The sequence below is a fragment of the Nostoc sp. FACHB-152 genome (assembly GCF_014697475.1).
GTDB lineage: Bacteria > Cyanobacteriota > Cyanobacteriia > Cyanobacteriales > Nostocaceae > Nostoc_B.
Genome location: NZ_JACJRV010000002.1, coordinates 294,894 through 315,991, shown reverse-complemented (window position 1 = coordinate 315,991; position 21,098 = coordinate 294,894). Strand labels below are relative to the sequence as shown.

Here is a 21,098-nt window from a genome sequence, read left to right as displayed (position 1 = left end):
AAGTATTGTGATATAGCAATAAGTGTACTTTTTTTGGTGTTTTAGCTGATATTTCCATTGGTTAAAACGATAAGATGAATATAGTAAGAAAAAGTAGAAAAAACCAAAAAATAAGCAAAACTTAAAATTTACTTTGTTTAACTTTAATTACAACAATTAAAGACTCAAAATCTTACATAATCTATGCTTTAAAATTCAATAAAAAGGTATAATATGGCAAAAGAAATAGAGCGAAAGTTTTTAGTCAAATCAGATAGTTGGAGACAACTAGCTCAGGGTAGTGTTTATCGTCAAGGATATATTTCTACACAAAAAGCAGCTACAGTCCGAGTTCGGATTGCTGATAACAGAGGTTATTTAACAATTAAAGGGCGCAGCGAGAAATATACTCGCGCTGAATTTGAGTATGTAATTCCGGTGGCAGATGCTCAAGAAATGCTAGATACATTATGCGATCGCCCATTAATCGAGAAAGTGCGCTACAAAATAGACTGGGCGGGTTTAACTTGGGAAATTGATGAGTTTGATGGTGCTAATAAAGGATTGATAATAGCAGAAGTTGAACTAAGTGATAAACAACAACAAATTGAATTACCAGATTGGATTGGTGAAGAAGTTTCCGATGATCCTAGGTATTTCAACAGCAACTTAGCAAAGGTTCCTTTTTCGCAATGGTAAGTTTTGAGCAACAAATTAAGTTGCCAATAATGTATTGAAGAGGAAATGCGCCAATGGATGGAAAAACACAAATATGCATCCAATACGGTTCAGATAAGCATTTTGAACTAAGAATTGGTTTGGGGAGAAGGTTACTGGGTTTGAGTTAAAGGTTCTTTCTTCGCCTTTCCCCTTTAACCGAAACGTATTGGAGTAGGAATGCTATTTCTGAACGCAACTTAGTATAAGCTGTTAAAAATCTAATTTGCATATTTAGAAAGCAGAGGAATCCTTTCCTCTGCTCTCTGTGCGGACTGAATGAGAAGTCTTTCACCGAACACGATATAAATCCTCATCATTTCTGGAAGCTAAATGTCTGTGTTGGCAGATTCCAGCTAGCACAAACACCAGTTCCTAAGGATAAGCCATGAGGATTAAACATCAGAGCGTCTCCTGGTGCGTTGGGATTTTCCACCACAGCCAGAAAAGATTTGCCCTGTCCTGTCCAGTAGATTTTGCCGTCAGGAGCTAACCTTGACCCAGAATAGCCAGTGATATCGCCAATTGCTAATGTATCAATCTCTGTTTCTATCTCAGTAACTAAGTCCATTTGGTGTGGTGTAGCACTCCAGCCTTCTAAGGTATGTTTGTTCCACTGTCCAAATTCCCAATCACCTTTAGCGTAATACAACTTTGTACTGTCAGGTGAGAAGGCGCAGGAGTACCCAGCAGAACCACGAATTAAAAAATCGCTGTGACTAATTTTGCCAGTGGTGCGGTCAAATTTAGCGATCGCAATTCCTAATCCTGCTACACCCAAGGCTACTTTGTTCCAGTTGGGGCTGAAAATAATTGAACCTTTGTGAACTCTTTTACCTACTAAGGAGTTAAGCCGATTTTCGGGAAACCTAGTTGCAGAGGAAACATATTTGCTATTAATACCATTTTTGTCTACTAAGTAGGAACGGATCTCAGTTCTACCGTTATAAATCAGTAGCCAAAAAGATTTGCCATCGCTATGCGGCGCGACACCCAAAGCTTCCCCTGGATTATCCGCTTTGCTTGTTAATTTTCGGTTTAAAAGAATAACTGAGCCGTTAGTCCCTTGGGATAAATCGGCAATCGAGTAGTATATCGTCTGGTTGTTGTTTGTAAAGATGTAGAATCTGTCAGGATTACCATCAGGGTATGGGACTATTGCCACTGCCTGTGTTGCAGACCAACTAGTTGCACCCCAAACCCCATCTTCTAAAATTTGATGAGTTTGTCCATTGAAGATTAGCTGACCATCGCTGTATAACCGGAGTTTGCCTGTCTGTGGATCAGTGTAGCTGGCAGTTGCCTCAAAACCCGAACTCTGTCCAGCTGTAGTAATTATTTTTGGGCGATCGCTACCTACGTCAATCAAGACTTTTTTCCCAACTCCTGTATACCAAAATCGATCTGGAGCAGCAAGCTTCGTAATGGAGAGTGCATTCATAAGTGAGTCTTCCTGAGTAACTTAATTTGGTTGTCAAAACTGGTGGTAAATGCTTTCCTGTATCTATTTTGTCAATTCACAAAAATTCGAGTTGTGTTATGTTTTGGCAATTTCATTGCATACTTTTAAAACCTGAAATTACACAAAATATTTTTTTTGGCAACCCACTTTGGATGCATATTTTTTTACTTATAGATTTTGCATATTTTTTTATTACAACTGATATAAACTATTAATATCTGCATATTTGCTTGATCAAGTAAGACAATATCATGGCATCTGAAAAATTTTTGTCGTTTATTACACAACTTTTTAAATCATTATTGATCTTGATTGATCTTGCTTAATGTCTTTTTAATTTAAAATCTATTTTTATTAATCGGCCTAAGGTAAGAAAATAGTGTATGTGTGTTGCATTTTTTCTTATTAAGAACGCAACTTTTAACTCAAGCTTTGGCATACAGTAGCATTTATCCTCCTATCTGACAATTTCTGGCATTGATGCAAAGTATTGCTTATGTGCTTGACTCGGAAGATGCGGCGTGTATAAGAAAATAGACAAAAAAATACCCCCATTGTTTATGGAGGTAGGCAGATCGTTGATGAGTTTAGGTTTAGAATCTGAGGATTCTGGTTAAATATAGTTGTTTCGGTATATGAGTTCATACTACCATTGATAAAATTGAATGCTAAGAGTACTCATTAACTCTTAAAAATCGCTTCATCACAACTGAACAAGATGTGCAGCACCGTTGGGGCGGAGTGTAGGGTTGGGGATACAAGCCCCCAGATGGTGATGTGATGTCTTTCACGGCACCCTGGCGCAACTGGCGGTGGACGGGTTTACCGGCATAAGCTGCATTGGCATGAGGGTTGGGGAGGGGTTGTAAGCTGTTAAGCACCTAATTTGCAGTTTAAACCGCAGGGGAGCAGAGGGGCAGAGGAGAGGGTTTAAGTCATTGATTCACAATTTCAATAGTGCAGCTTAAATGCTGATTAGCTTATCCATGTGTTATTTACTGTGCAATGTCCAGAAGCCTGAAAAAAAATAAGTAATCTTAATAGTGGAAAGCCAGTAATTATCTATTCGTGTTTTAAGGAAGAGTTATGCAGAGTAATGGCAAAAGAACTGCTCTTATTACTGGTGCATCTGGTGGTATTGGTTATGAATTTGTCAAGTTATTTGCTCAAGATGGTTACAACTTAGTTTTAGTTGCGAGAAGTGAGCAAAAACTAAATCAAATTGCCGATGAATTAAAAAGTAAGTTTGGTATTGATGTTAAAGTTATCGCCAAAGATTTAGCTAATATTTCTGCACCAGAGGAAGTATTTTGTGAGTTGCAACAAGCTTCTATCAAGATTGATATTCTGATCAATAATGCTGGATTTGCCACTTATGGTTTATTTAACGAAACCGATTTAGCGGCTGAATTGCAAATGCTCCAGTTAAATGTGGTCTGTCTCACCCATTTAACAAAGTTATTCCTGAAAGACATGGTGCAGCAAAGTTACGGGCGAATCTTAAACGTGGCTTCAACCGCAGCTTTTCAGCCAGGCCCGTTGATGGCGGTTTATTTTGCAAGTAAAGCGTATGTATTATCATTTTCAGAAGCGATCGCTAATGAATTAGAAGGTACAGGTGTATCTGTAACTGCTCTTTGTCCAGGCCCTACAGAGTCAGGGTTCCAAAAACGTGCTGCGATGGAAAATTCCAAAATGGTCAGTGGTCAAAAAATTATGGATGCGGAAACTGTAGCTAAAATCGGTTACAAAGCTTTGTTCGATAACAAAACGGTTGTTGTTACTGGAGTCAAAAATAAGCTACTTTCTGAATCTGTGAGATTCACCCCCAGAAAGCTAGTGACCAAAATAGTTAGAAGTATGCAAGAAAGCAAATAGTGATTGTAGGTTGGTACAGGCGCATACATAATATTTGCTGTTTGCGCCATTACTCAATAGTAATTATTAGAACTGAAGCAAAAACTCTGATGTACTCTAGGGTGCGTTTTTCGTAGTATCAGGATTTACACTAATATAACTTGATTAAGTATGGTGTTACGCTGAGGTATTCAAATCTACATAAACACCAACTGTGTAAATCTAATACTATGTCTAAATTAATATCAGCTTTATTAATTACCACTACTTTGCTATTGACAGCAAGTAATAACTCAAACATTTCACTGGCTGGAACCTGTGCTTCTAATTGTGGGAAAGCTCCCATTCAATTTACACCAGGCCAGCGTATCCGCATACAAGTAGTAAACAGTACACCCCGCGTACTAAAAATCCAAAAACCTTCAATTACTGAGCCAGTTTCGCTCAGTCCGGGACAAACTTTAAAATTGGAACAGATAGAAGGTACTGAACCAAACACATCTTTAATATTTTGGGATGAAACAGGTAGATCAATACAAGCTAATCTCTCTAAACCTAATTTAGCTACCTTGCGGGTAGAACTGCGTCCCACTGCACGCGTTCCCGGCGATCGCTCGGTATATATTCAGGATGATGGCAGGATCAATGTGTTGTAATCCTAATATAGGAATCCGGTTTGATTACTGAACATACTTGTGTAGTCAGGCAATAGGCAACCCAAAAGAAGCCAAGTAACAATGTACTGATTTTTGAAAAAATCAAATACTAGTCCTATAGATTTGTTTAAAGCTTATTTAGGGTTGCTATATTTATTGCAATTTGCATATCTACTGAACAAACAGATCCCCGACTTCTTTAAGAAGTCGGGGATCTTAGTTTCTTAAAGAAGTTGATAAACAGCGATCGCTTCATCTTTGCCTTTTAACTTTACAGCTTTATCTATCAATTTCAACGAAAATAATTCGGGTTGAGCTAAACTCTTAACTATCGACTCCGTTACCAAAGTTTTACAACCATATTGTTTTGTCAGCCCTTCAATTCGAGAAGCGATATTAACTGCATCACCAATGACTGTAGAATCAATGCGGCAGGTAAATCCGACTGTACCCATGACTACTTCACCACGATGTAGCCCAATGCCAATGTTAATTCTGGGTAGATTTTTTTCGATACGTTCTTTATTAAATTTATCTAGTGACTGGTGCATTAAAATTGCTGCTTTAAGTGCGCCATCAGTGTTTTCATCATCAAACAACGCCATCACGGCATCGCCGATATATTTATCAATAAAACCACCGGCTTGATCAATTACTTGTCCAATACAAGCTAGGTAGTCATTGAGGAATGTAAATATCTCTATTGGTGTCATCATCTCTGACATGGAGGTGTAACCGCGAATGTCACAAAATAAGATTGTGATGTGGCGTGTGACAGCGATACCTACTTCAATATTTTCAATTCCTTGGGGTGCGATCGCTAAAATAAATTTATTTGGCACAAACAATTTAAATGAGTCTAAAGTTCTTTGTAATTTACTAAATGAATTTTGCAATGCAGCAGACATTTCATTAAACGAATTTGCTAACGCACCAATTTCATCTGTATTGGTAACTTCTGCGCGGTGTTGTAAATCTCCCGCCGCAATTTGAGCAGCACTCGTTTGCAAGCGACGAATAGGTTTACTCAAGCGTCTAGCCAGAATATAAGCGAATACCCAACTAATCAACAGTCCGATAGCACCAACTATTAATGCTTGATTGACTGCATGAGCTACAGCCCGGTTAACCTGATGTAGAGACACACCTAACCGCAAAGTACCGATTTTTTCACCGGATAGCCTTTGAATAGATGTAGCTACTTCGATGATGCGATCGCCACGTTTAGCCCTGATATGATTGGCAAAGTGGATATCTGCCAATGCAAACGTTTCAATAGAACTAGACTTTTGCGACACTTTCTGCGCTGCATTGCTCACGGTCACTGGCACAATATCGGGAATGTATTGTCCTTGTAAATACTCAGGAGAAGCCGCAATAATCTGATTTCCTAAACGTGCATCAGTAACCAAAATATACACAAAGTCTTCGTTTTCCCGTAGCATTGCATTCAAGTTGAGGCGGACTTGACTCCAGTTGCGTTCATCCAGGTGATTAGCAAAGGTGGAGGTTCCTAACACTCTAGATAAGAATCTGGCTTCATTTAATTTCTGTTCTCGATAAAGAGTACTTTCAGTTTTTGCCCATACCAAAACAACTGAACCCACTAACGCCACACTTAATAGTGTCGTCGCAGTCATGATTCGGGTACGAATCGAACGGAAACTAAATAATTTCATGGCGTAGTGGTTAATTCTTCTACAAATGTTACCCAGCGCGACTGGCTAATTTTCGCAGGACATTGAGAACTGAAAGCTAAAGTTACCGGGCCTCCCATCTTCGCCGGAATTAATTCGCGGCTTTCACCCCAGCGAGTGACTAATAAAATATCGCACTCACTTAAATCTTTGGTAGAAAATCGCACCGGAGCATCATCATAAAACGGTGCTTTACCACGAATTATTACGCCTCCCTGTTGAGGTAGTGGTTCTTTGAGGGTATTGAAAACATCACGCAGCCTGACTCCATAGAGTTTGACTTTGCCACTGGGCCAAGAAATTCTATAGCCGACTGTCTGCTCTAAGGTGACTTGTGGTAATTTATCTAAGGTAGCCAAGTTAACTTCATGTTGACCAACCCGTAGTTTGGCTGGTTCAGTCCCGACTACGATGTGACTAACATAAAACGCCCAATTAGTAGCATTATACTTTTGTTTTAGTTGTGGGTACTGAGTATAAGGAAAGACTAAATAAAGTGGACCACCTTGAGCGCGGGGAATTGGTTTATCATTTTTAGCGATCGCTAGAGTAATTGGATATCTCCATAAATCTTTTAGGTTGAGGGTTGTTTGGTAAGAATCAAAGGAAACAAAGGTAACATCCGTCACATGATTAGCTACGGTAAACTGTTCCAGCAGTGCCGACACAGGCACACCACGGAAATCAAAAAGATCGCTAGAATGCTGTATATCTAAAGGATCGGTTGTTTTTACGTGGTTGGTTGCTAAAGCTTGTAACTGTTGCCAATTTAACTTGAGAGATTTGCCAGTTGGCGTTTCACCTTGAATAACTAAATTCCACTGACTTTGCTGTGCTTTTTTGGCGTTATCTGCCACAATTTCCGCATTGCGTGCGATCGCTTCAGTGCGCCATACTTCCAGTTGTTTATCTGTTGGCTGGTTTGTGCAACCTCCCTGACAAATAATTGCGATGGTTAAAGGTGTTAAAGCTAAATTTTTCCACATTTATTAAGAATAGAGGTTAGGGGCTAGGGGTGAGAGGTTAGGTGTGAGAGAAGAGAATTTTTTATGTTTGATTGCACGTTTTTCTCATGATTAGCTATCTTGCAAATACTGTGAATAAACAATACTAGCCTCTAGTCCCTAACCTCTCACCCCTACTCCCTCCGCCGTAATACTGTTTTACACTCTCTAACCTCTAGCCCCTCTAAAACTGGTAGCAGCAAAATCCAAGAGTCACAATAGAAGAGGCAGACTGGACACAATCAGTTATGTCTTAAATTAAAACAGTGAACAGTAAACAGTGATCACGGCGGATGGTGCGGGGCTGTTACCCACCACCAACGCCTACTACCAATTGGTGTGGTGTTTCACCAAAGATAAACACCTCATTCTTTACTGATAACTGATAACTGTTAAGGAGATTACTATCTGTGGTATTACAAGTACAAACAAGCATCTACGAACCTAAAACCCAGGAAATTGCTAAACAACTATTAACAGCTACTCAAGAAAATCGCTCGTTTTTAGCTTCCTTGCGCGACCAAATGCGCTGGGATGATAAATTACTAGCTTGGGCAATGAGTAATCCTGGTTTGCGGGTGCAACTTTTTCGCTTTATTGATACTCTGCCAGCGTTACGCAGTAAGCCAGAAATTGCCGCCCATTTACAAGAATATTTAGGCGATGAAACTGTCGAATTGCCAGCCGCCCTCAAGGGGATGTTAAATTTTGCTAACCCCGATTCGATGCCGGGACAAGTGGCTGCAACAACAGTCTCGACTGCGGTTGAAACCTTAGCACATAAATATATTTCTGGCGAAAATATTAAACAAGTTATCAAAACAGTTGAACGCCTGCGGAAGGAAAAAATGGCTTTCACTATTGATTTACTTGGTGAAGCTGTGATTACAGAAGTAGAGGCGCAGTCTTATTTAGAACGTTATCAAGAATTAATTGCCCAATTAGTCGAAGCATCGAAAAATTGGAATCATATTCCGGCTATTGATGAAGCAGACGGTGAAAAGCTACCAAAAGTCCAAGTTTCTGTGAAATTAACGGCTTTTTATTCACAATTTGACCCTCTAGATGCTAAAGGTAGTGAAGAAAGAGTTAGCGATCGCATTCGTAATTTATTACGTTATGCCAAAGAGTTAGGTGCAGCTATCCATTTTGATATGGAACAGTATGCGTATAAAGATTTAACTCTGAATATTTTGCAAAAGTTATTGTTAGAAGATGAGTTTCGTCAACGTACAGATATAGGGATCACAATCCAAGCATACTTGCGTGATAGTGAACAAGATGCCAGAAATGTAATTGCTTGGTTGAAGCAGCGCGGATATCCGCTAACTATTCGGTTAGTGAAGGGCGCTTATTGGGATCAGGAAACTATCAAAGCGGCACAGAAGCATTGGCCTCAGCCTGTTTACAATGACAAAGTGGCGACAGATGCAAATTTTGAAGCGATAACCCAGTTGTTGCTGGAAAATCATCAATATGTATATGCTGCTATTGGTAGTCATAATGTGCGATCGCAAGCACGGGCAATTGCTATAGCAGAAAGTTTAAAGGTTCCCCGCCGTTGTTTTGAAATGCAAGTTTTGTACGGGATGGGGGATAAGTTAGCTAAGGCTTTGGTTGATAAGGGTTATCGAGTTAGAGTTTATTGTCCTTACGGTGAATTGTTACCGGGGATGGCGTATTTAATTCGGCGGTTGTTGGAAAATACGGCTAATAGTTCGTTTTTACGGCAGAATTTGGAGAATAAGCCGGTTGAGGAACTGCTTGCACCTCCGGTTTTGAATTCTCACGCAGAGGCGCGGAGACGCGGAGAGGAAGAGGGGAGTTTTGTGGGGGCGACGGATACTGATTATGCTGAGGAGGAGAGAAGGAGGAAGGCGGAGCAGGCTTTTGAGGGTGTGCGTCGGGAGTTTGGGAAGACTTATTTGCCGTTGATTAATGGGGAGTATGTTAAGACTCAGGATGTGATTGATTCGGTTAATCCTTCTAATTTTAGTCAGGTGATTGGCAAGGTTGGATTGATTAGTGTGGAACAGGCGGAACAGGCGATGCAAGCGGCGAAGGCGGCGTTTCCTGGGTGGCGGAAAACGCCTGTGAAGCAACGCGCTGATATTTTACGCAAGGCGGCGGATTTGATGGAACAACGCCGTGCAGAAATGGCGGCTTGGATAGTTTTAGAGGTTGGTAAGCCTGTTAAGGAGGCTGACGCAGAGGTTTCGGAGGCGATAGATTTTTGCCGCTACTACGCTGATGAGATGGAACGGATTGAACAAGGTGTTAATTATGACGTACCTGGAGAGACAAACCGTTATATCTACCGAGCTAAAGGCGTGGCGGTGGTGATTTCGCCTTGGAATTTTCCGTTGGCGATCGCTTGTGGGATGACTGTAGCTGCTTTGGTTACGGGTAACTGTACGCTGCTGAAACCTGCGGAAACATCTTCGATTATTACTGCTAAACTCACAGAGATTTTGGTTGAGGCGGGAATTCCTCAAGGTGTTTTTCAATACGTCCCTGGTAAGGGTTCGCAAGTTGGGGCATATTTGGTAAGTCACCCTGATACTCATGTGATTGCTTTTACTGGTTCTCAGGAGGTGGGCTGTCGCATTTATTCAGAGGCGGCAACTCTAAAGCCTATGCAAAGGCACATGAAGCGAGTTATTGCAGAAATGGGTGGGAAGAATGCCATCATTGTGGATGAAAGTGCTGATTTAGACCAAGCAGTTGTGGGCGTTGTGCAGTCAGCCTTTGGTTACAGTGGGCAGAAATGCTCGGCTTGTTCGCGGGTGATAGTTGTTGAATCAATCTATGATACTTTTGTTGCGAGGTTGGTTGAGGCGACAAAATCCTTGAATATTGGCGAGGCTGACTTACCTAGTACGCAAGTAGGGCCTGTGATTGATGCTAATGCCCGCGATCGCATCCGCGAGTATATTGAAAAGGGTAAGGCAGAAGCAAAGTTAGCCCTAGAGTTAGCCGCACCAGAACAAGGATATTTTATCGGCCCAGTTATTTTTAGTGAAGTACCACCCGATGGCATAGTTGCACAACAAGAAATATTTGGGCCTGTGTTAGCTGTAATTAAAGTAAGAGATTTTGCCGCAGCATTAAAAGTGGCTAACGGCACAGATTACGCTTTAACTGGCGGGTTGTATTCGCGTACACCTTCCCATATTCAGCAAGCCCAAGAAGAATTTGAAGTCGGCAACTTGTACATTAACCGCAATATTACAGGGGCGATCGTGGCTCGACAACCCTTCGGCGGCTTCAAACTTTCTGGTGTTGGTTCTAAAGCAGGCGGCCCTGACTACTTGCTACAGTTCCTCGAACCGCGCACAATTACAGAAAACATTCAACGCCAAGGTTTTGCACCCATCGAAGGTGCGGAGTAAGGCTAATTTCATCTTGTGGGGTGGGCATCTTGCCCGCCTTAAATATAGGACGGGTGCGGACACCCATCCCACAAGAAAATCTTAACTCTTGATTCTGCCGTGTTCTCTGCGGTTGATTTCTTACCTTGCAAACTGCGAAATTTAACCAGCACTAACCCCAAACGCACCGCAGGCATTATCCCTATTGCCTATTGCCTCTCCCCTTCTTACTCTACGGTGTACACACAAGTCTTGAAATCCTACCTATCGTTTGGTTTTGTCTTCTAGCTTTCGGTTTTGCGATCGCTCTGAAAGTCTGTCATTGCGAGGAGGAACGACAAAGCAATCGCCAAAATTACGGGATTATGCGATTACTTCGCTCCGTTATCACTGCGCTCGTAATGACAATTTAAGGAGTCCATAACGCCTGAAACCCGCGCAGATACCACTTGTGTGTACACCGTAGCCTTCTTACTCGATTTCTTCACAACGGATTAACAGTGTTTCCATCGCTTCTGCTAGAGAAATTAAATCTTTCCAAGAAGAACCAGTAACTAAATTTTGAGCATGAGCTAATCGGTTACGCAACTGTTCAGCAGATTTTAAAAACTTTTCCCCAAACCGTTTTGATTTTAATTCTAGTTGCTCAAGCAGTTCTGGTTGATTTAAAACCAACTCTCGTTTGTCACAAAACTGGAGGTAGTCTAATAAATCTGTGGCTTCATTTCTTTCTTGACTCTCGCGCCACAGACGTTTGGCAATTTCTAAGCGTTCTGGTTTCAGGCATTTTTGCCAAGAATCTTGGGGATAGTAAAGCCTTACTAGTCGCAGAAGATTCATTTCTAGCAGCGTCACCAAGCCAAACAGTAGCATTCTTACAGGTGCTTTTTGCAAGTCTCCACAAGTCACAATCCCACTTACCTGATTGCAGTCTAAGACAAATAATCGGGGAGTTTGTCGCAAAATTGGCAGTAACTTAATCAGTGGCGTAGAAATTGCAATTAATTCTTGAGAATGAAACACTCGCTGATAGTCACCGCACTTACCCGATTTAGCTTGCATTAAACTAGAGCGTTCAATATAGCCAATGATATTATCTTCCGTTTCAATACCCACAACATCAAAATCTTGCGATCGCATCCATTGCAAAACCTCTGCTACGTCTGCTTGCGCTGACACAGATTTTAGCGGTTCTGCCACATACTCAATTGTGATATTGTTCTCAAACAAACTCCGCAAATCTTGCGAACGGGATTTTAAGTGTTTCATCAGGCTTGGAAATAGAGGCTAGGGACTAGAGGTTAGGGGCTAGTAAAAATAAAATTGCTGTAGGGTGTGTTAGGTGCTAATTTCGATATGATGTCTCACGAAAAAGATAACTTAATCACCTAACCCACCGCTAAATAACAAGGTGCGTTAGGCTATCGCCTTAACACACCCTACTTAAGATTTACTTTATCTAAATAGAATTCAGGAGTCAGGAGTCAGAATTGGGAAGGAATTCTGAACGACTGGCGGATGAATAAGCGGCGTTTTTGCACCCCCGCTAAATTGAAAATTTGGTGGTCTACCCTACGGTAACGGCTATCGCCGAACAATTAGTGGCGGGTCTGAATCCCCCACTAATTGATTCTGACTCCTGAATTCTTCTTCAAAAATAGTCTCTCAAGCGGTAATAGCTTATTATTTATTCTTCTCCCTACTCACCACTCCCCATTCCCTACTCCCTACTCAACTATTTACAAAACTTCAAGCGCCCAGACTGTTAAAGTCTAGGCGCTTGAATCATAGGTTGCAGAGAAACTTCTGCGAAGTAGTTAATTAAATTAAGCAGGCATCATTTGCATAGAGCGGCAGGCTTCTGCACATTTACGGCAAGCAGCAGCACATTCCATCATCTTGGAATCTTCGCTCATTTGTTCGCAATTCATGGCACAGCGATCGCACATTTCTGCACACAGCATACAAGTGCGTCCCATAAATTCAGAACCGCCCATCATCATATTCATACACATCATGCACATTTCCGAGCAGTCGCGCATCATGCCCATCATGCTCATATCCATATGGTTACTACCTTTGCTCATGCAGTAAGCCATAGTTTCCATACACATTTTGTGACATTCCATGCAAGCGTTCATGCAGGTTTGCATTTCCATTGTCATGGATTCAGCCATCATCATCATCATAAGAATATCTCCTATTTTTTGATGCTTTTTACTTGTCCTTGGCTGGACTAATTACAACATTAATATGAGATTTTTTAGCGGTCAATATGGCTATTTAGATAGTTTTTAAATCAATGAATCTCGATAAAATTACCGGAATTTATTTCATAATTACCCATAAAGTCATGAGGTTTCTCTGAAAAATATTGCTGTTAAAGCTTTTCAAACCCTAGTTAAACAGTAGAGTTTGATGAAAATACTCAAATTCACATCTAGAAATTTCAATTTAGAGCTATATATGTCAGCAGACAATGTAATAATTCTTTAACAAATAGAGGAATAAAATAATATTATTAAAGTTGTATAAAGCAGTTTTTAATAAAAAATCATTTACCTAAAGATAGAAACTTACGAAAGTAGTTTAATAATCAATTAATTTAATTTTGGAGAAGTTTAGATCCCTGACTTCTTTAAGAAGTCAAGGATCTGATTCTAAACTGTGCCAAGAAAGAGGCAAATCTCGTGCAAGCTTTGGACGACAGGCTAAATTACTGATACATTATTGATGCATCTCTCTTAAACCACGATTCCTTGAAGGTACAGAACCAGAATCATCATGAAATGCCTGCACCGTCCCGATCTCTATACTTGGTCTTGTTTCAATCCTGCAAGAAACATAGATTTCAATGGGATTGCCTGGATTCGTCCAGATGGCAATATCTTAATTGACCCAGTAGCCTTATCAAACCATGATTGGAATCACCTGGAATCTTTGGGGGGGGTAGCTTGGATTGTGCTGACGAATTCTGAACATATTCGATCAGCGAAGGAAATTGCGAGTCAAACCTATGCCAAAATAGCAGGGCCAGTAGCAGAGAAAGAAACTTTTCCGATAGGTTGCGATCGCTGGTTGTCGGATGGTGATGAGTTAGTACCAGGATTAAAGACAATAGAACTCCAAGGTTCTAAAACTCCCGGAGAACTAGCGTTACTAATAGAAGAAACCACCTTAATTACTGGAGATTTAATTCGGGCGCACCGGGCCGGGACTTTGAATATTCTGGCACAAGAAAAGCTCTTAAATCCAGAGGCAGCATTTGCTTCTGTACGCAGACTAGCGCAGTTGAGTAATGTGGAAACTGTGTTGGTAGGGGATGGCTGGTCAGTATTTTGGGATGGACACTTGCGTTTAAAAGAATTAGCAGCAACATTGTAAATAACAAGATCCCCGACTTCTTGAAGAAGTCGGGGATCTAAACTGCCCGATTTGTTAAGCAGGATTAAACTTCAACGCCACACCGTTCATACAGTATCGTTGACCAGTGGGTGCAGGGCCATCATTAAATACATGGCCTAAATGTCCACCACAACGGCTGCAATGCACTTCCACACGAGTCATAAAAAACGACCGATCTGTAGTAGTTGCGATCGCACCTTCAATTGGTGCAAAAAAGCTAGGCCAGCCAGTACCACTATTAAACTTGGTGTCTGATGTAAATAGCGGTAATTCACAACCAGCACACACATAAGTTCCCTGAGTATATTGCTTATCGAGTGGACTGGTGAAAGCACGCTCGGTTCCATGCTTACGCAAAACATGAAACTGTTCTGGCGTTAAAGTTTTACGCCATTCTTCTTCAGACTTAGTAATTTCAAATTCAGTGTTAGAACTTGCCACAATTCTTGACCTCTGATCAATTAAGTATGAGAACAAGGCTGTACCGACTAATACAGCACTAGCCTCTAAAAAATAGCGTTTATTCATATATCTATTATCAGCTTATCTAGGTAGGTGCGTTTGCAATACTGTTCGGTTAAGCATTTTTAACTTGTAATCTGGTTTTGGGAAAAGGTTAAAGGGTAAGGGTTAAAGGTTTTCTTCTACTTTTTCCTCTTCCCCTTTCCCCCTTAACCAAAAGGTATTGGGTGCGTTTGCCTAGTCGCAGATTTTTAGTCAGAGACTAAAAAAAGCGCATCATCTTTGCGATAGATATGTAAATTGGTGATGTCGCCCCATTAGTCAGAGGACAGGTAATTTTTAGGTTTTTAGGATTGAAATTACCAAAGTCTTAAATGAAGCAATCTGTAAATTATTACTAGACAAGCCATAAACCGGAGGTAGGCAGCGTGTGAGTTTACAAATCTATGAACTAAAAGAAACTGCAACGCAATTACTAGCAGCGATGCTATCTAACCCCCATCTTTACCCCCAAGTCAGCGATGAGGGTGGTTATGGGCAGATAGAACAGCAATTGATTATTGCATCTGTAGAGATGGCTGAAAGCTTAATTAAGCATATCGAAAATGCTCATCCCCAAGGCGAGACTGAAATGAATTCTCCAAAGGAGTAGGGGTGAAGAAGAAATAACCTGGGAATATTCACAAAATTTTAGTGATCAGGTCTGAATGACTAAGACACTTACCTTTGTTTTGTGAAATCCCCAGGGCGGATGTTTACTACTACTGCCAGTAAGAAAAATACCGTTTATTATTTTTCATAGCGTCTAACTAAAGAAATAACTTTTTGGTTTTCATCCTACTAGCAGTAGAATTTAACACAAAGTTAGTTATCTGGCTTTTTGTGCCACTGCCCATCTTCGCCTTTCTCATAATCGCGCTTAACTGCACTCCAAGCTACACGAAAAGCACTTTCTTCGTTTTCATATTCTTCTAGGGCATTGTTAAATGCAGCCCGAAAAATTTCTTGGGCGTGTTTAGGCAAGTGTTGTTTTACAGAATCTGGCAAATCATCAATCTTTGGATAGGGCATAAAATCTACCCCCTGATAAAATTTTGGATTTGAGATTTTAGATTGGAATTACTTTCTGCTAATTACAAGACGAGATTATGAGGAGAACTCGATAGTTTGCGGATGATAACTAGAACGGCTATCCCAATAATCTACCCGTTTAATACTCACTTTGAGTAAAGCCAGATTTGGTTCATCTAAACCTTGAGAAAACCAAGTTTGTAATTCTGGTTTCCATAATTCTTCCATTTTATTCCGATCTTGTATCAGCTGCGCTGTGCCAGAAATGGAAACATAACGCTGCTGTTGGGATGATGTAAAATTCACGTTCACTTGCTGATTATGTTCAATTTCACTCACTCTGTGGGAATTGGTAGAAGTGAAAAACCAGAGTGTAGCATCTGCATCTACTTCATTGTTGTAGTACATAGGGCAACTGTGTAAGCTGCCATCATCATTAACTGTGGTTAACATACCATAGTCAATACCTTCAATGAGCGATCGCAGTTGTTGAATTTGACGGTTATCAGTGGAAGTTGTCATTGTCTTACTTTTCTCTATTATTTTTTTTAGATCAATTTGATTACAACCAATATTTACAATTGGTCTAACCTATTTTTTATTCTTAACATTCATATTTACTAATTACGTGAGTCTAGAGGCTGAAATTCCCAGCTTCTCTGAAAATTACAGTATTTGAAGATTTAATCCTTGGTAAGGAAAGAAAATTGCATAATCTCTGTAACTTTTGGCTGATGGAAATAGGCAATCATTTCATTAAGCTTCTGATGATCTACCTTGGTACATATAAGACTAGTATTTGACTTTAAAAAAATCAGTACATTGTTACTTGCCTTCTTTTCGGTTGCCTGTTGGCTGACTACATAGGTATGTTCAGTAATCAAATCGGATTCTTATATTTGCTGGGTTTAACTTCGACAGATTCATGAAACTTAATGTTAAAGATAAACATAGATAAAAATTAGCCAGCCAATCAGATAAATCTGGTTATAGACTTTGAAAGACTTAACATTGCTAACAACAACAATCTCAACAACATCTACTATAATTTTCAAATGAAGATGAATTTTTGTGGTTGCAGTTTTGCGAGAGAAGTACGGGGGCAAAAATTGCAGTGATTCAAGCAGTACATATTCAAGTTAAAGGTAGAGCTAGATATAAGGTAACAGAACTTTATAACTCACCAGAAGTCCAAACATATTTAGAGCGATCGCTCTTAAATTATCCAGAAATAAATTTTGTTTCTGCGAATCCGTTAACTAGCAAAATTTTGGTTCACTTCCCCAAAGAAAAAAGCTATAAGGATATAGCAGCAATCATCGAAAATATTTTATTAACCTTTAAGAAAAAGAGCAATTTGGTTACAGCAAAGAAAAGCGAAAAGAAATCAAAATCAAATAAGTTAGCCGTGACAAATTCTCAGCAACAAACACAAGAAAACTGGTATTTACTGTCAGCAGATAAAGTTATCCACAAATTAGATACCTCTCAAACCTTAGGGTTGTCTAGTGAGTTAGCGGCAGCAAATCTAGATAAATATGGGCTGAATGTCCTCTCCCAAACCCAAACGCGCTCAAATTTAAGCATAATTATTGAGCAATTTAAATCTCTACCAGTGGCATTATTAGGAGTTGCGGCGGTCGTTTCTCTGTTCACGGGTGGAGTAATAGACGCAGCAGTAATTTTAGGCGTTGTAGTTCTCAATGCGGCAATTGGTTACACCACAGAAAGCCAATCAGAAAAAATTATTCACTCCCTAAAAAATCGAGAACCAGCATCAACCTGGGTAATAAGAGACGGCAACCCCAGAGAAATTCCTACAGAAAATGTAGTTGTAGGAGATATCTTAACTCTCAAACCCGGCAGTTATGTAGCAGCAGATGCACGACTAATTGAGGCAGATAACCTGAGTATTGATGAATCTGCCCTGACTGGTGAGAGTCTCCCTGTGAGTAAAATTAATGATTACCTTATGGGTGAGGATATACCATTAGGCGATCGCTTGAACATGGCCTATAAAGGAACTTTTGTTACAGGTGGTCAAGGGCTGGCGGTAGTAGTCGCCACAGGCAAAAACACCGAAATGGGTCATATCCAACAACTGGTGGGTGAAGCTAATGCAGTGGAAACGCCCTTAGCCAAACAACTAGACCAAGTGGGTAGCCAGCTAGTATTAATCAGCATGGGTATTTGTGGTTTAGTTTTTGGTTTGGGTGTGTGGCGGGGATATGGTTTAGTCCAAATGCTGAAATCATCCATATCTCTAGCTGTGGCGGCGGTTCCTGAAGGTTTGCCCACCGTGGCGACAACTACCCTCGCCCTCGGTATCCGCGATATGCGCCGCAACCGCGTCCTAGTGCGTAGTTTGAGTGCAGTTGAAGCCTTAGGTTCCGTCCAGACGATATGCATGGACAAAACCGGGACGCTGACAGAAAACAAAATGTCAGTTGTCGAAATTCAAAACAACACGCACCACATCAAAGTTGCTGACGGGGAATTTATCAAAGGCGAAGCAAAAATTAATCCCTACAACAACGATGAACTGTTAAAGCTAATTCATGTCTCAGTTCTCTGCAACGAAAGCCAAGTGAGTCGTGAGGGAAATGGTAAATATGAAGTCATCGGTTCAGCAACCGAAAACGCACTGATTTACATGGCTATTAGTTCTGGGGTAGATATTATCGACCTCAGAGAGAAGTATCCCCTAGTGCAAACCAATTTGCGATCAGAAAATCGTAACCTCATGAGTACAATTCATGAAACTCATGATGGACAAAATTTGGTTGCAGTCAAAGGAAGCCCTACCGAAGTTGCAGAACTTTGCCAAACATGGATAAAAGATGGGCAAATAGTAGAATTAACCCAGGAAGATAAACGAGCGATCGCTATTGAAAATGATCGCATGGCAGGTAAAGCCTTACGAGTATTAGGAGTAGCATACAACCATATTGAGGGGGAAAACAATCATCATGAATCAGACCTGATTTGGTTAGGTTTAGTCGGTATGGCAGACCCCATCCGCAAAGGTGCGAAACAACTAATTGCAGACTTTCATCAAGCGGGGATCGCCACCGTCATGATTACCGGAGATCAAAGCCCAACAGCCTATGCGATCGCTAAAGAATTAGAATTAAGTCGAGAACCACAATTAGAAATCCTCGATTCCACTAATATCAATAACCTGACCCCGGAAGCCTTAACCGCCCTCAGCGACAAAGTAGATGTATTTGCCCGTATCAGCCCCAGCAATAAACTACAAATAGTCCAAGCCTTACAAGCAGCCGGGAAAGTCGTGGCGATGACAGGTGATGGTATTAACGACGCACCCGCCTTAAAAGCCGCACAAGTTGGTGTAGCGATGGGTAAAGGTGGTACTGATGTCGCTAGAGAAGTTGCAGATATCGTCCTAGAAGACGACCGACTCGAAACGATGATTGTTGCAGTCAGTCGAGGTAGGACAATATATAACAACATCCGAAAATCTGTACATTTCCTCCTCGCCACCAACCTCAGCGAAATCATGGTGATGACGGTTGCTACCGCCGTTGGTATTGGCGAACCCTTAAATGCCATTCAACTACTCTGGCTGAATTTAGTTACCGACATCTTTCCTGGTTTGTCATTAGCGATGGAAGCCCCAGAACCAGAAGTTTTGAGTCAACCACCGCGCAACCCCGACGAACCCATCATTAAAAAATCAGACTTTGGTAGGATTGTGTTTGAGTCTGCCACCCTATCTGTAAGTACCCTAACAGCTTACGCCTACGCCATCCGCAGATATGGTTTTGGCCCCCAAGCGAGTACCGTTGCGTTTTTTACCCTAACCTCAGCCCAACTGCTGCATACACTTAGCTGCCGTTCTGAACATCACAGCTTATTGAGTAAGGAGAAACTGCCACGCAACTCCTATTTAAATGCTGCCATTGTCGGTTCCTTTGCTATTCAGATTTTAGCGATCGCAGTTCCCCAATTGAGAAGTCTGTTAAAGATTTCACCCGTTAACTTTGTTGATACTGCCGTCATTATTGGTAGCGCATTGTGGCCTCTCCTGCTGAATGAATCTACCAAAAATATTCAGCTAAATCCCAATACTGTATCCTTACTTCCTCCAGACAACACAACACAATTAAATTAAGCATTTCTTCCCTCTGCGTCTCTGCGGTTCGTAATTATGAAAAAAGACTTCATGTTCACATCCGAATCAGTCACCGAAGGTCATCCTGATAAATTGTGTGATCAAATCAGCGATGCCATAGTAGACCGTTTTTTACAACAAGACCCTTACGCCAGAGTTATTACCGAATGTGCAGCCTCAACAGGCATTTTATTTATTGCAGCCCGATTTGAACCGAATGCTAATGTAGACTTTACAAATATAGCCAGACAAGTAATAGAACAGGTAGGTTACGAACAAAAACAATTTAATAGCAAAACCTGTAGCATTTTAACTAGTTTACGAGAGTTACCTAAGGGAGAATCTCACTTATTTGATGAACATAATCTATCTGATGAGGAAATAGAAAAAATTACTGTAACCAATCAAGTTACAGTCTTTGGTTTTGCCTGTAATCAAACATCTACTCTCATGCCCTTGCCGATATGGTTGGCGCATAAACTGGCGAGAAAATTAACCCAAGTCAGACAAAAAAATATTCTGCCGTATCTCACTCCTGATGGCAAAACTCAAGTCGGAGTAGAATACCGCGATCGCCGTCCCTATAGAATACATAGTATTACCGTAATTGCCAGCCAAAACAAAGCCGGTAAACCTGATTTACAGCAATTACAAGATGACATTCGAGAAACAGTAATTAAACCTGTTTTTGAGAATGAAGAAATTCGCCCAGATGCCAAAACCAGAATATTTATTAATCCTGATGGGGCATTTATTAAAGGTGGCCCGGCAGTACATTCTGGCTTAACTGGCAGAAAAAACGCCATAGATACCTATGGTGAATATTCTAAACATAGTGGTTCAGCTTTGAGTGGCAAAGACCCCATTAGAATAGATAGAGTTGGAGCTTATGTAGCTCGTTATGCAGCTAAAAATGTAGTCGCTGCCGAACTTGCCCAAGAATGCGAAGTACAGCTAAGTTATTCAATTGGTTTATCTCGTCCTGTGAGTGTGCAAGTCGAAACTTTTGGCACAGGTAAAATATCAGATGAAGAAATTACTACATTGTTAGAAAAGCATTTTGATTTCCGCTTGGCAGGAATTGTTAAACAATTTAATTTAAGACAATTGCCAACAATTCATAAAAACGGTTTTTATCGCCATCTAGCAGTTTATGGCCATGTAGGCAGAAGTGATATAGATTTACCGTGGGAAAAAACAGATAAAGTTAGCGTATTTTGAGATGAAATCATCTTTCGGTTGTGTTCCCACTGACAGCTAAAGGGCAGATTCAACACAGATA

At 40.7% G+C, this 21,098-nt stretch carries 17 protein-coding genes; 8 read left to right on the top strand and 9 right to left on the bottom strand.

Features of this window, described 5'->3' with window-relative positions:
• Nucleotides 1-213 precede the first annotated feature (213 nt).
• A complete protein-coding gene (locus H6G76_RS03435; RefSeq protein WP_190695352.1) occupies nucleotides 214-678 on the top strand; it encodes a CYTH domain-containing protein in 465 nt (154 codons plus the stop codon).
• Nucleotides 679-1,012: 334 nt separating this feature from the next.
• Here the strand turns inward: H6G76_RS03435 and H6G76_RS03430 are convergent, their stop codons facing one another.
• Together H6G76_RS03430 and H6G76_RS03425 are read right to left on the bottom strand one after the other, a co-directional pair.
• A complete protein-coding gene (locus tag H6G76_RS03430) occupies nucleotides 1,013-2,137 on the bottom strand; it encodes a hypothetical protein (protein WP_190695348.1) in 1,125 nt (374 codons plus the stop codon).
• 689 nt (nucleotides 2,138-2,826) lie between these two features.
• Nucleotides 2,827-3,039, bottom strand: coding sequence for a hypothetical protein (locus H6G76_RS03425; RefSeq protein WP_190695345.1), 213 nt, complete (start codon nucleotides 3,037-3,039; stop codon nucleotides 2,827-2,829).
• A 205-nt stretch (nucleotides 3,040-3,244) separates the two neighbouring features.
• Here H6G76_RS03425 and H6G76_RS03420 point away from each other — a divergent pair, with 205 nt between their 5' ends.
• Both H6G76_RS03420 and H6G76_RS03415 read left to right on the top strand, forming a co-directional pair.
• Nucleotides 3,245-4,036, top strand: a complete 792-nt coding sequence (locus tag H6G76_RS03420) for an SDR family oxidoreductase (RefSeq protein WP_190695342.1) — start codon at nucleotides 3,245-3,247, stop codon at nucleotides 4,034-4,036.
• 209 nt (nucleotides 4,037-4,245) lie between these two features.
• A complete protein-coding gene (locus H6G76_RS03415; protein ID WP_190695340.1) occupies nucleotides 4,246-4,671 on the top strand; it encodes a hypothetical protein in 426 nt (141 codons plus the stop codon).
• Between the two features lie 224 nt (nucleotides 4,672-4,895).
• On the opposite strand, the gene H6G76_RS03410 is transcribed toward H6G76_RS03415, so the two are convergent.
• Together H6G76_RS03410 and H6G76_RS03405 are read right to left on the bottom strand one after the other, a co-directional pair.
• Complete coding sequence (locus tag H6G76_RS03410; RefSeq protein ID WP_190695337.1) at nucleotides 4,896-6,350, bottom strand: adenylate/guanylate cyclase domain-containing protein; 1,455 nt, start codon at nucleotides 6,348-6,350, stop codon at nucleotides 4,896-4,898.
• Entirely contained in the window at nucleotides 6,347-7,354 is a 1,008-nt protein-coding gene (locus H6G76_RS03405) for a molybdopterin-dependent oxidoreductase (protein ID WP_190695334.1), read from the bottom strand. The genes H6G76_RS03410 and H6G76_RS03405 overlap by 4 nt, the downstream gene beginning before the upstream one ends.
• A gap of 428 nt (nucleotides 7,355-7,782) precedes the next feature.
• Between H6G76_RS03405 and pruA the strand changes: the two genes are divergently transcribed.
• Entirely contained in the window at nucleotides 7,783-10,764 is a 2,982-nt protein-coding gene (gene pruA, locus H6G76_RS03400; RefSeq protein ID WP_190695331.1) for an L-glutamate gamma-semialdehyde dehydrogenase, read from the top strand.
• 450 nt (nucleotides 10,765-11,214) lie between these two features.
• On the opposite strand, the gene H6G76_RS03395 is transcribed toward pruA, so the two are convergent.
• Both H6G76_RS03395 and H6G76_RS03390 read right to left on the bottom strand, forming a co-directional pair.
• Entirely contained in the window at nucleotides 11,215-12,012 is a 798-nt protein-coding gene (locus H6G76_RS03395) for a hypothetical protein (protein ID WP_190695328.1), read from the bottom strand.
• 557 nt (nucleotides 12,013-12,569) lie between these two features.
• On the bottom strand, nucleotides 12,570-12,932 hold the full coding sequence (locus tag H6G76_RS03390) for a four-helix bundle copper-binding protein (protein ID WP_190695325.1): 363 nt from the start codon (nucleotides 12,930-12,932) through the stop codon (nucleotides 12,570-12,572).
• A gap of 595 nt (nucleotides 12,933-13,527) precedes the next feature.
• Here H6G76_RS03390 and H6G76_RS03385 point away from each other — a divergent pair.
• Nucleotides 13,528-14,127 carry an MBL fold metallo-hydrolase gene (locus tag H6G76_RS03385; protein WP_190695321.1) on the top strand — a complete coding sequence of 200 codons (600 nt, stop codon included), beginning with the start codon at nucleotides 13,528-13,530 and terminating at the stop codon, nucleotides 14,125-14,127.
• A 54-nt stretch (nucleotides 14,128-14,181) separates the two neighbouring features.
• Here the strand turns inward: H6G76_RS03385 and msrB are convergent, their stop codons facing one another.
• Entirely contained in the window at nucleotides 14,182-14,676 is a 495-nt protein-coding gene (gene msrB, locus H6G76_RS03380) for a peptide-methionine (R)-S-oxide reductase MsrB (RefSeq protein WP_190695318.1), read from the bottom strand.
• A gap of 364 nt (nucleotides 14,677-15,040) precedes the next feature.
• Between msrB and H6G76_RS03375 the strand changes: the two genes are divergently transcribed.
• Entirely contained in the window at nucleotides 15,041-15,262 is a 222-nt protein-coding gene (locus H6G76_RS03375) for a hypothetical protein (protein WP_190695614.1), read from the top strand.
• 212 nt (nucleotides 15,263-15,474) lie between these two features.
• Here the strand turns inward: H6G76_RS03375 and H6G76_RS03370 are convergent, their stop codons facing one another.
• Together H6G76_RS03370 and H6G76_RS03365 are read right to left on the bottom strand one after the other, a co-directional pair.
• The gene (locus H6G76_RS03370; protein ID WP_190695315.1) at nucleotides 15,475-15,681 is read right to left on the bottom strand and encodes a ChaB family protein; all 207 of its coding nucleotides are present in this window, start codon (nucleotides 15,679-15,681) and stop codon (nucleotides 15,475-15,477) included.
• Between the two features lie 75 nt (nucleotides 15,682-15,756).
• The gene (locus H6G76_RS03365; RefSeq protein ID WP_190695312.1) at nucleotides 15,757-16,203 is read right to left on the bottom strand and encodes a pyridoxamine 5'-phosphate oxidase family protein; all 447 of its coding nucleotides are present in this window, start codon (nucleotides 16,201-16,203) and stop codon (nucleotides 15,757-15,759) included.
• A 592-nt stretch (nucleotides 16,204-16,795) separates the two neighbouring features.
• On the opposite strand from H6G76_RS03365, the gene H6G76_RS03360 reads away from it, so the two are divergent.
• Both H6G76_RS03360 and metK read left to right on the top strand, forming a co-directional pair.
• A complete protein-coding gene (locus H6G76_RS03360; RefSeq protein ID WP_190695309.1) occupies nucleotides 16,796-19,816 on the top strand; it encodes a cation-translocating P-type ATPase in 3,021 nt (1,006 codons plus the stop codon).
• Nucleotides 19,817-19,852: 36 nt separating this feature from the next.
• Nucleotides 19,853-21,037, top strand: a complete 1,185-nt coding sequence (gene metK / locus H6G76_RS03355; protein WP_190695305.1) for a methionine adenosyltransferase — start codon at nucleotides 19,853-19,855, stop codon at nucleotides 21,035-21,037.
• Nucleotides 21,038-21,098 lie beyond the last annotated feature (61 nt).

Coding starts and splice junctions, on each gene's coding strand:
- H6G76_RS03435 (WP_190695352.1), top strand. CDS start 214: ATGGCAAAAGAAATAGAGCGAAAGTTTTTAGTCAAATCAGATAGTTGG.
- H6G76_RS03430 (WP_190695348.1), bottom strand. CDS start 2,137: ATGAATGCACTCTCCATTACGAAGCTTGCTGCTCCAGATCGATTTTGG.
- H6G76_RS03420 (WP_190695342.1), top strand. CDS start 3,245: ATGCAGAGTAATGGCAAAAGAACTGCTCTTATTACTGGTGCATCTGGT.
- H6G76_RS03415 (WP_190695340.1), top strand. CDS start 4,246: ATGTCTAAATTAATATCAGCTTTATTAATTACCACTACTTTGCTATTG.
- H6G76_RS03410 (WP_190695337.1), bottom strand. CDS start 6,350: ATGAAATTATTTAGTTTCCGTTCGATTCGTACCCGAATCATGACTGCG.
- H6G76_RS03405 (WP_190695334.1), bottom strand. CDS start 7,354: ATGTGGAAAAATTTAGCTTTAACACCTTTAACCATCGCAATTATTTGT.
- H6G76_RS03395 (WP_190695328.1), bottom strand. CDS start 12,012: ATGAAACACTTAAAATCCCGTTCGCAAGATTTGCGGAGTTTGTTTGAG.
- H6G76_RS03390 (WP_190695325.1), bottom strand. CDS start 12,932: ATGATGATGATGATGGCTGAATCCATGACAATGGAAATGCAAACCTGC.
- H6G76_RS03385 (WP_190695321.1), top strand. CDS start 13,528: ATGAAATGCCTGCACCGTCCCGATCTCTATACTTGGTCTTGTTTCAAT.
- msrB (WP_190695318.1), bottom strand. CDS start 14,676: ATGAATAAACGCTATTTTTTAGAGGCTAGTGCTGTATTAGTCGGTACA.
- H6G76_RS03370 (WP_190695315.1), bottom strand. CDS start 15,681: ATGCCCTATCCAAAGATTGATGATTTGCCAGATTCTGTAAAACAACAC.
- H6G76_RS03365 (WP_190695312.1), bottom strand. CDS start 16,203: ATGACAACTTCCACTGATAACCGTCAAATTCAACAACTGCGATCGCTC.
- metK (WP_190695305.1), top strand. CDS start 19,853: ATGAAAAAAGACTTCATGTTCACATCCGAATCAGTCACCGAAGGTCAT.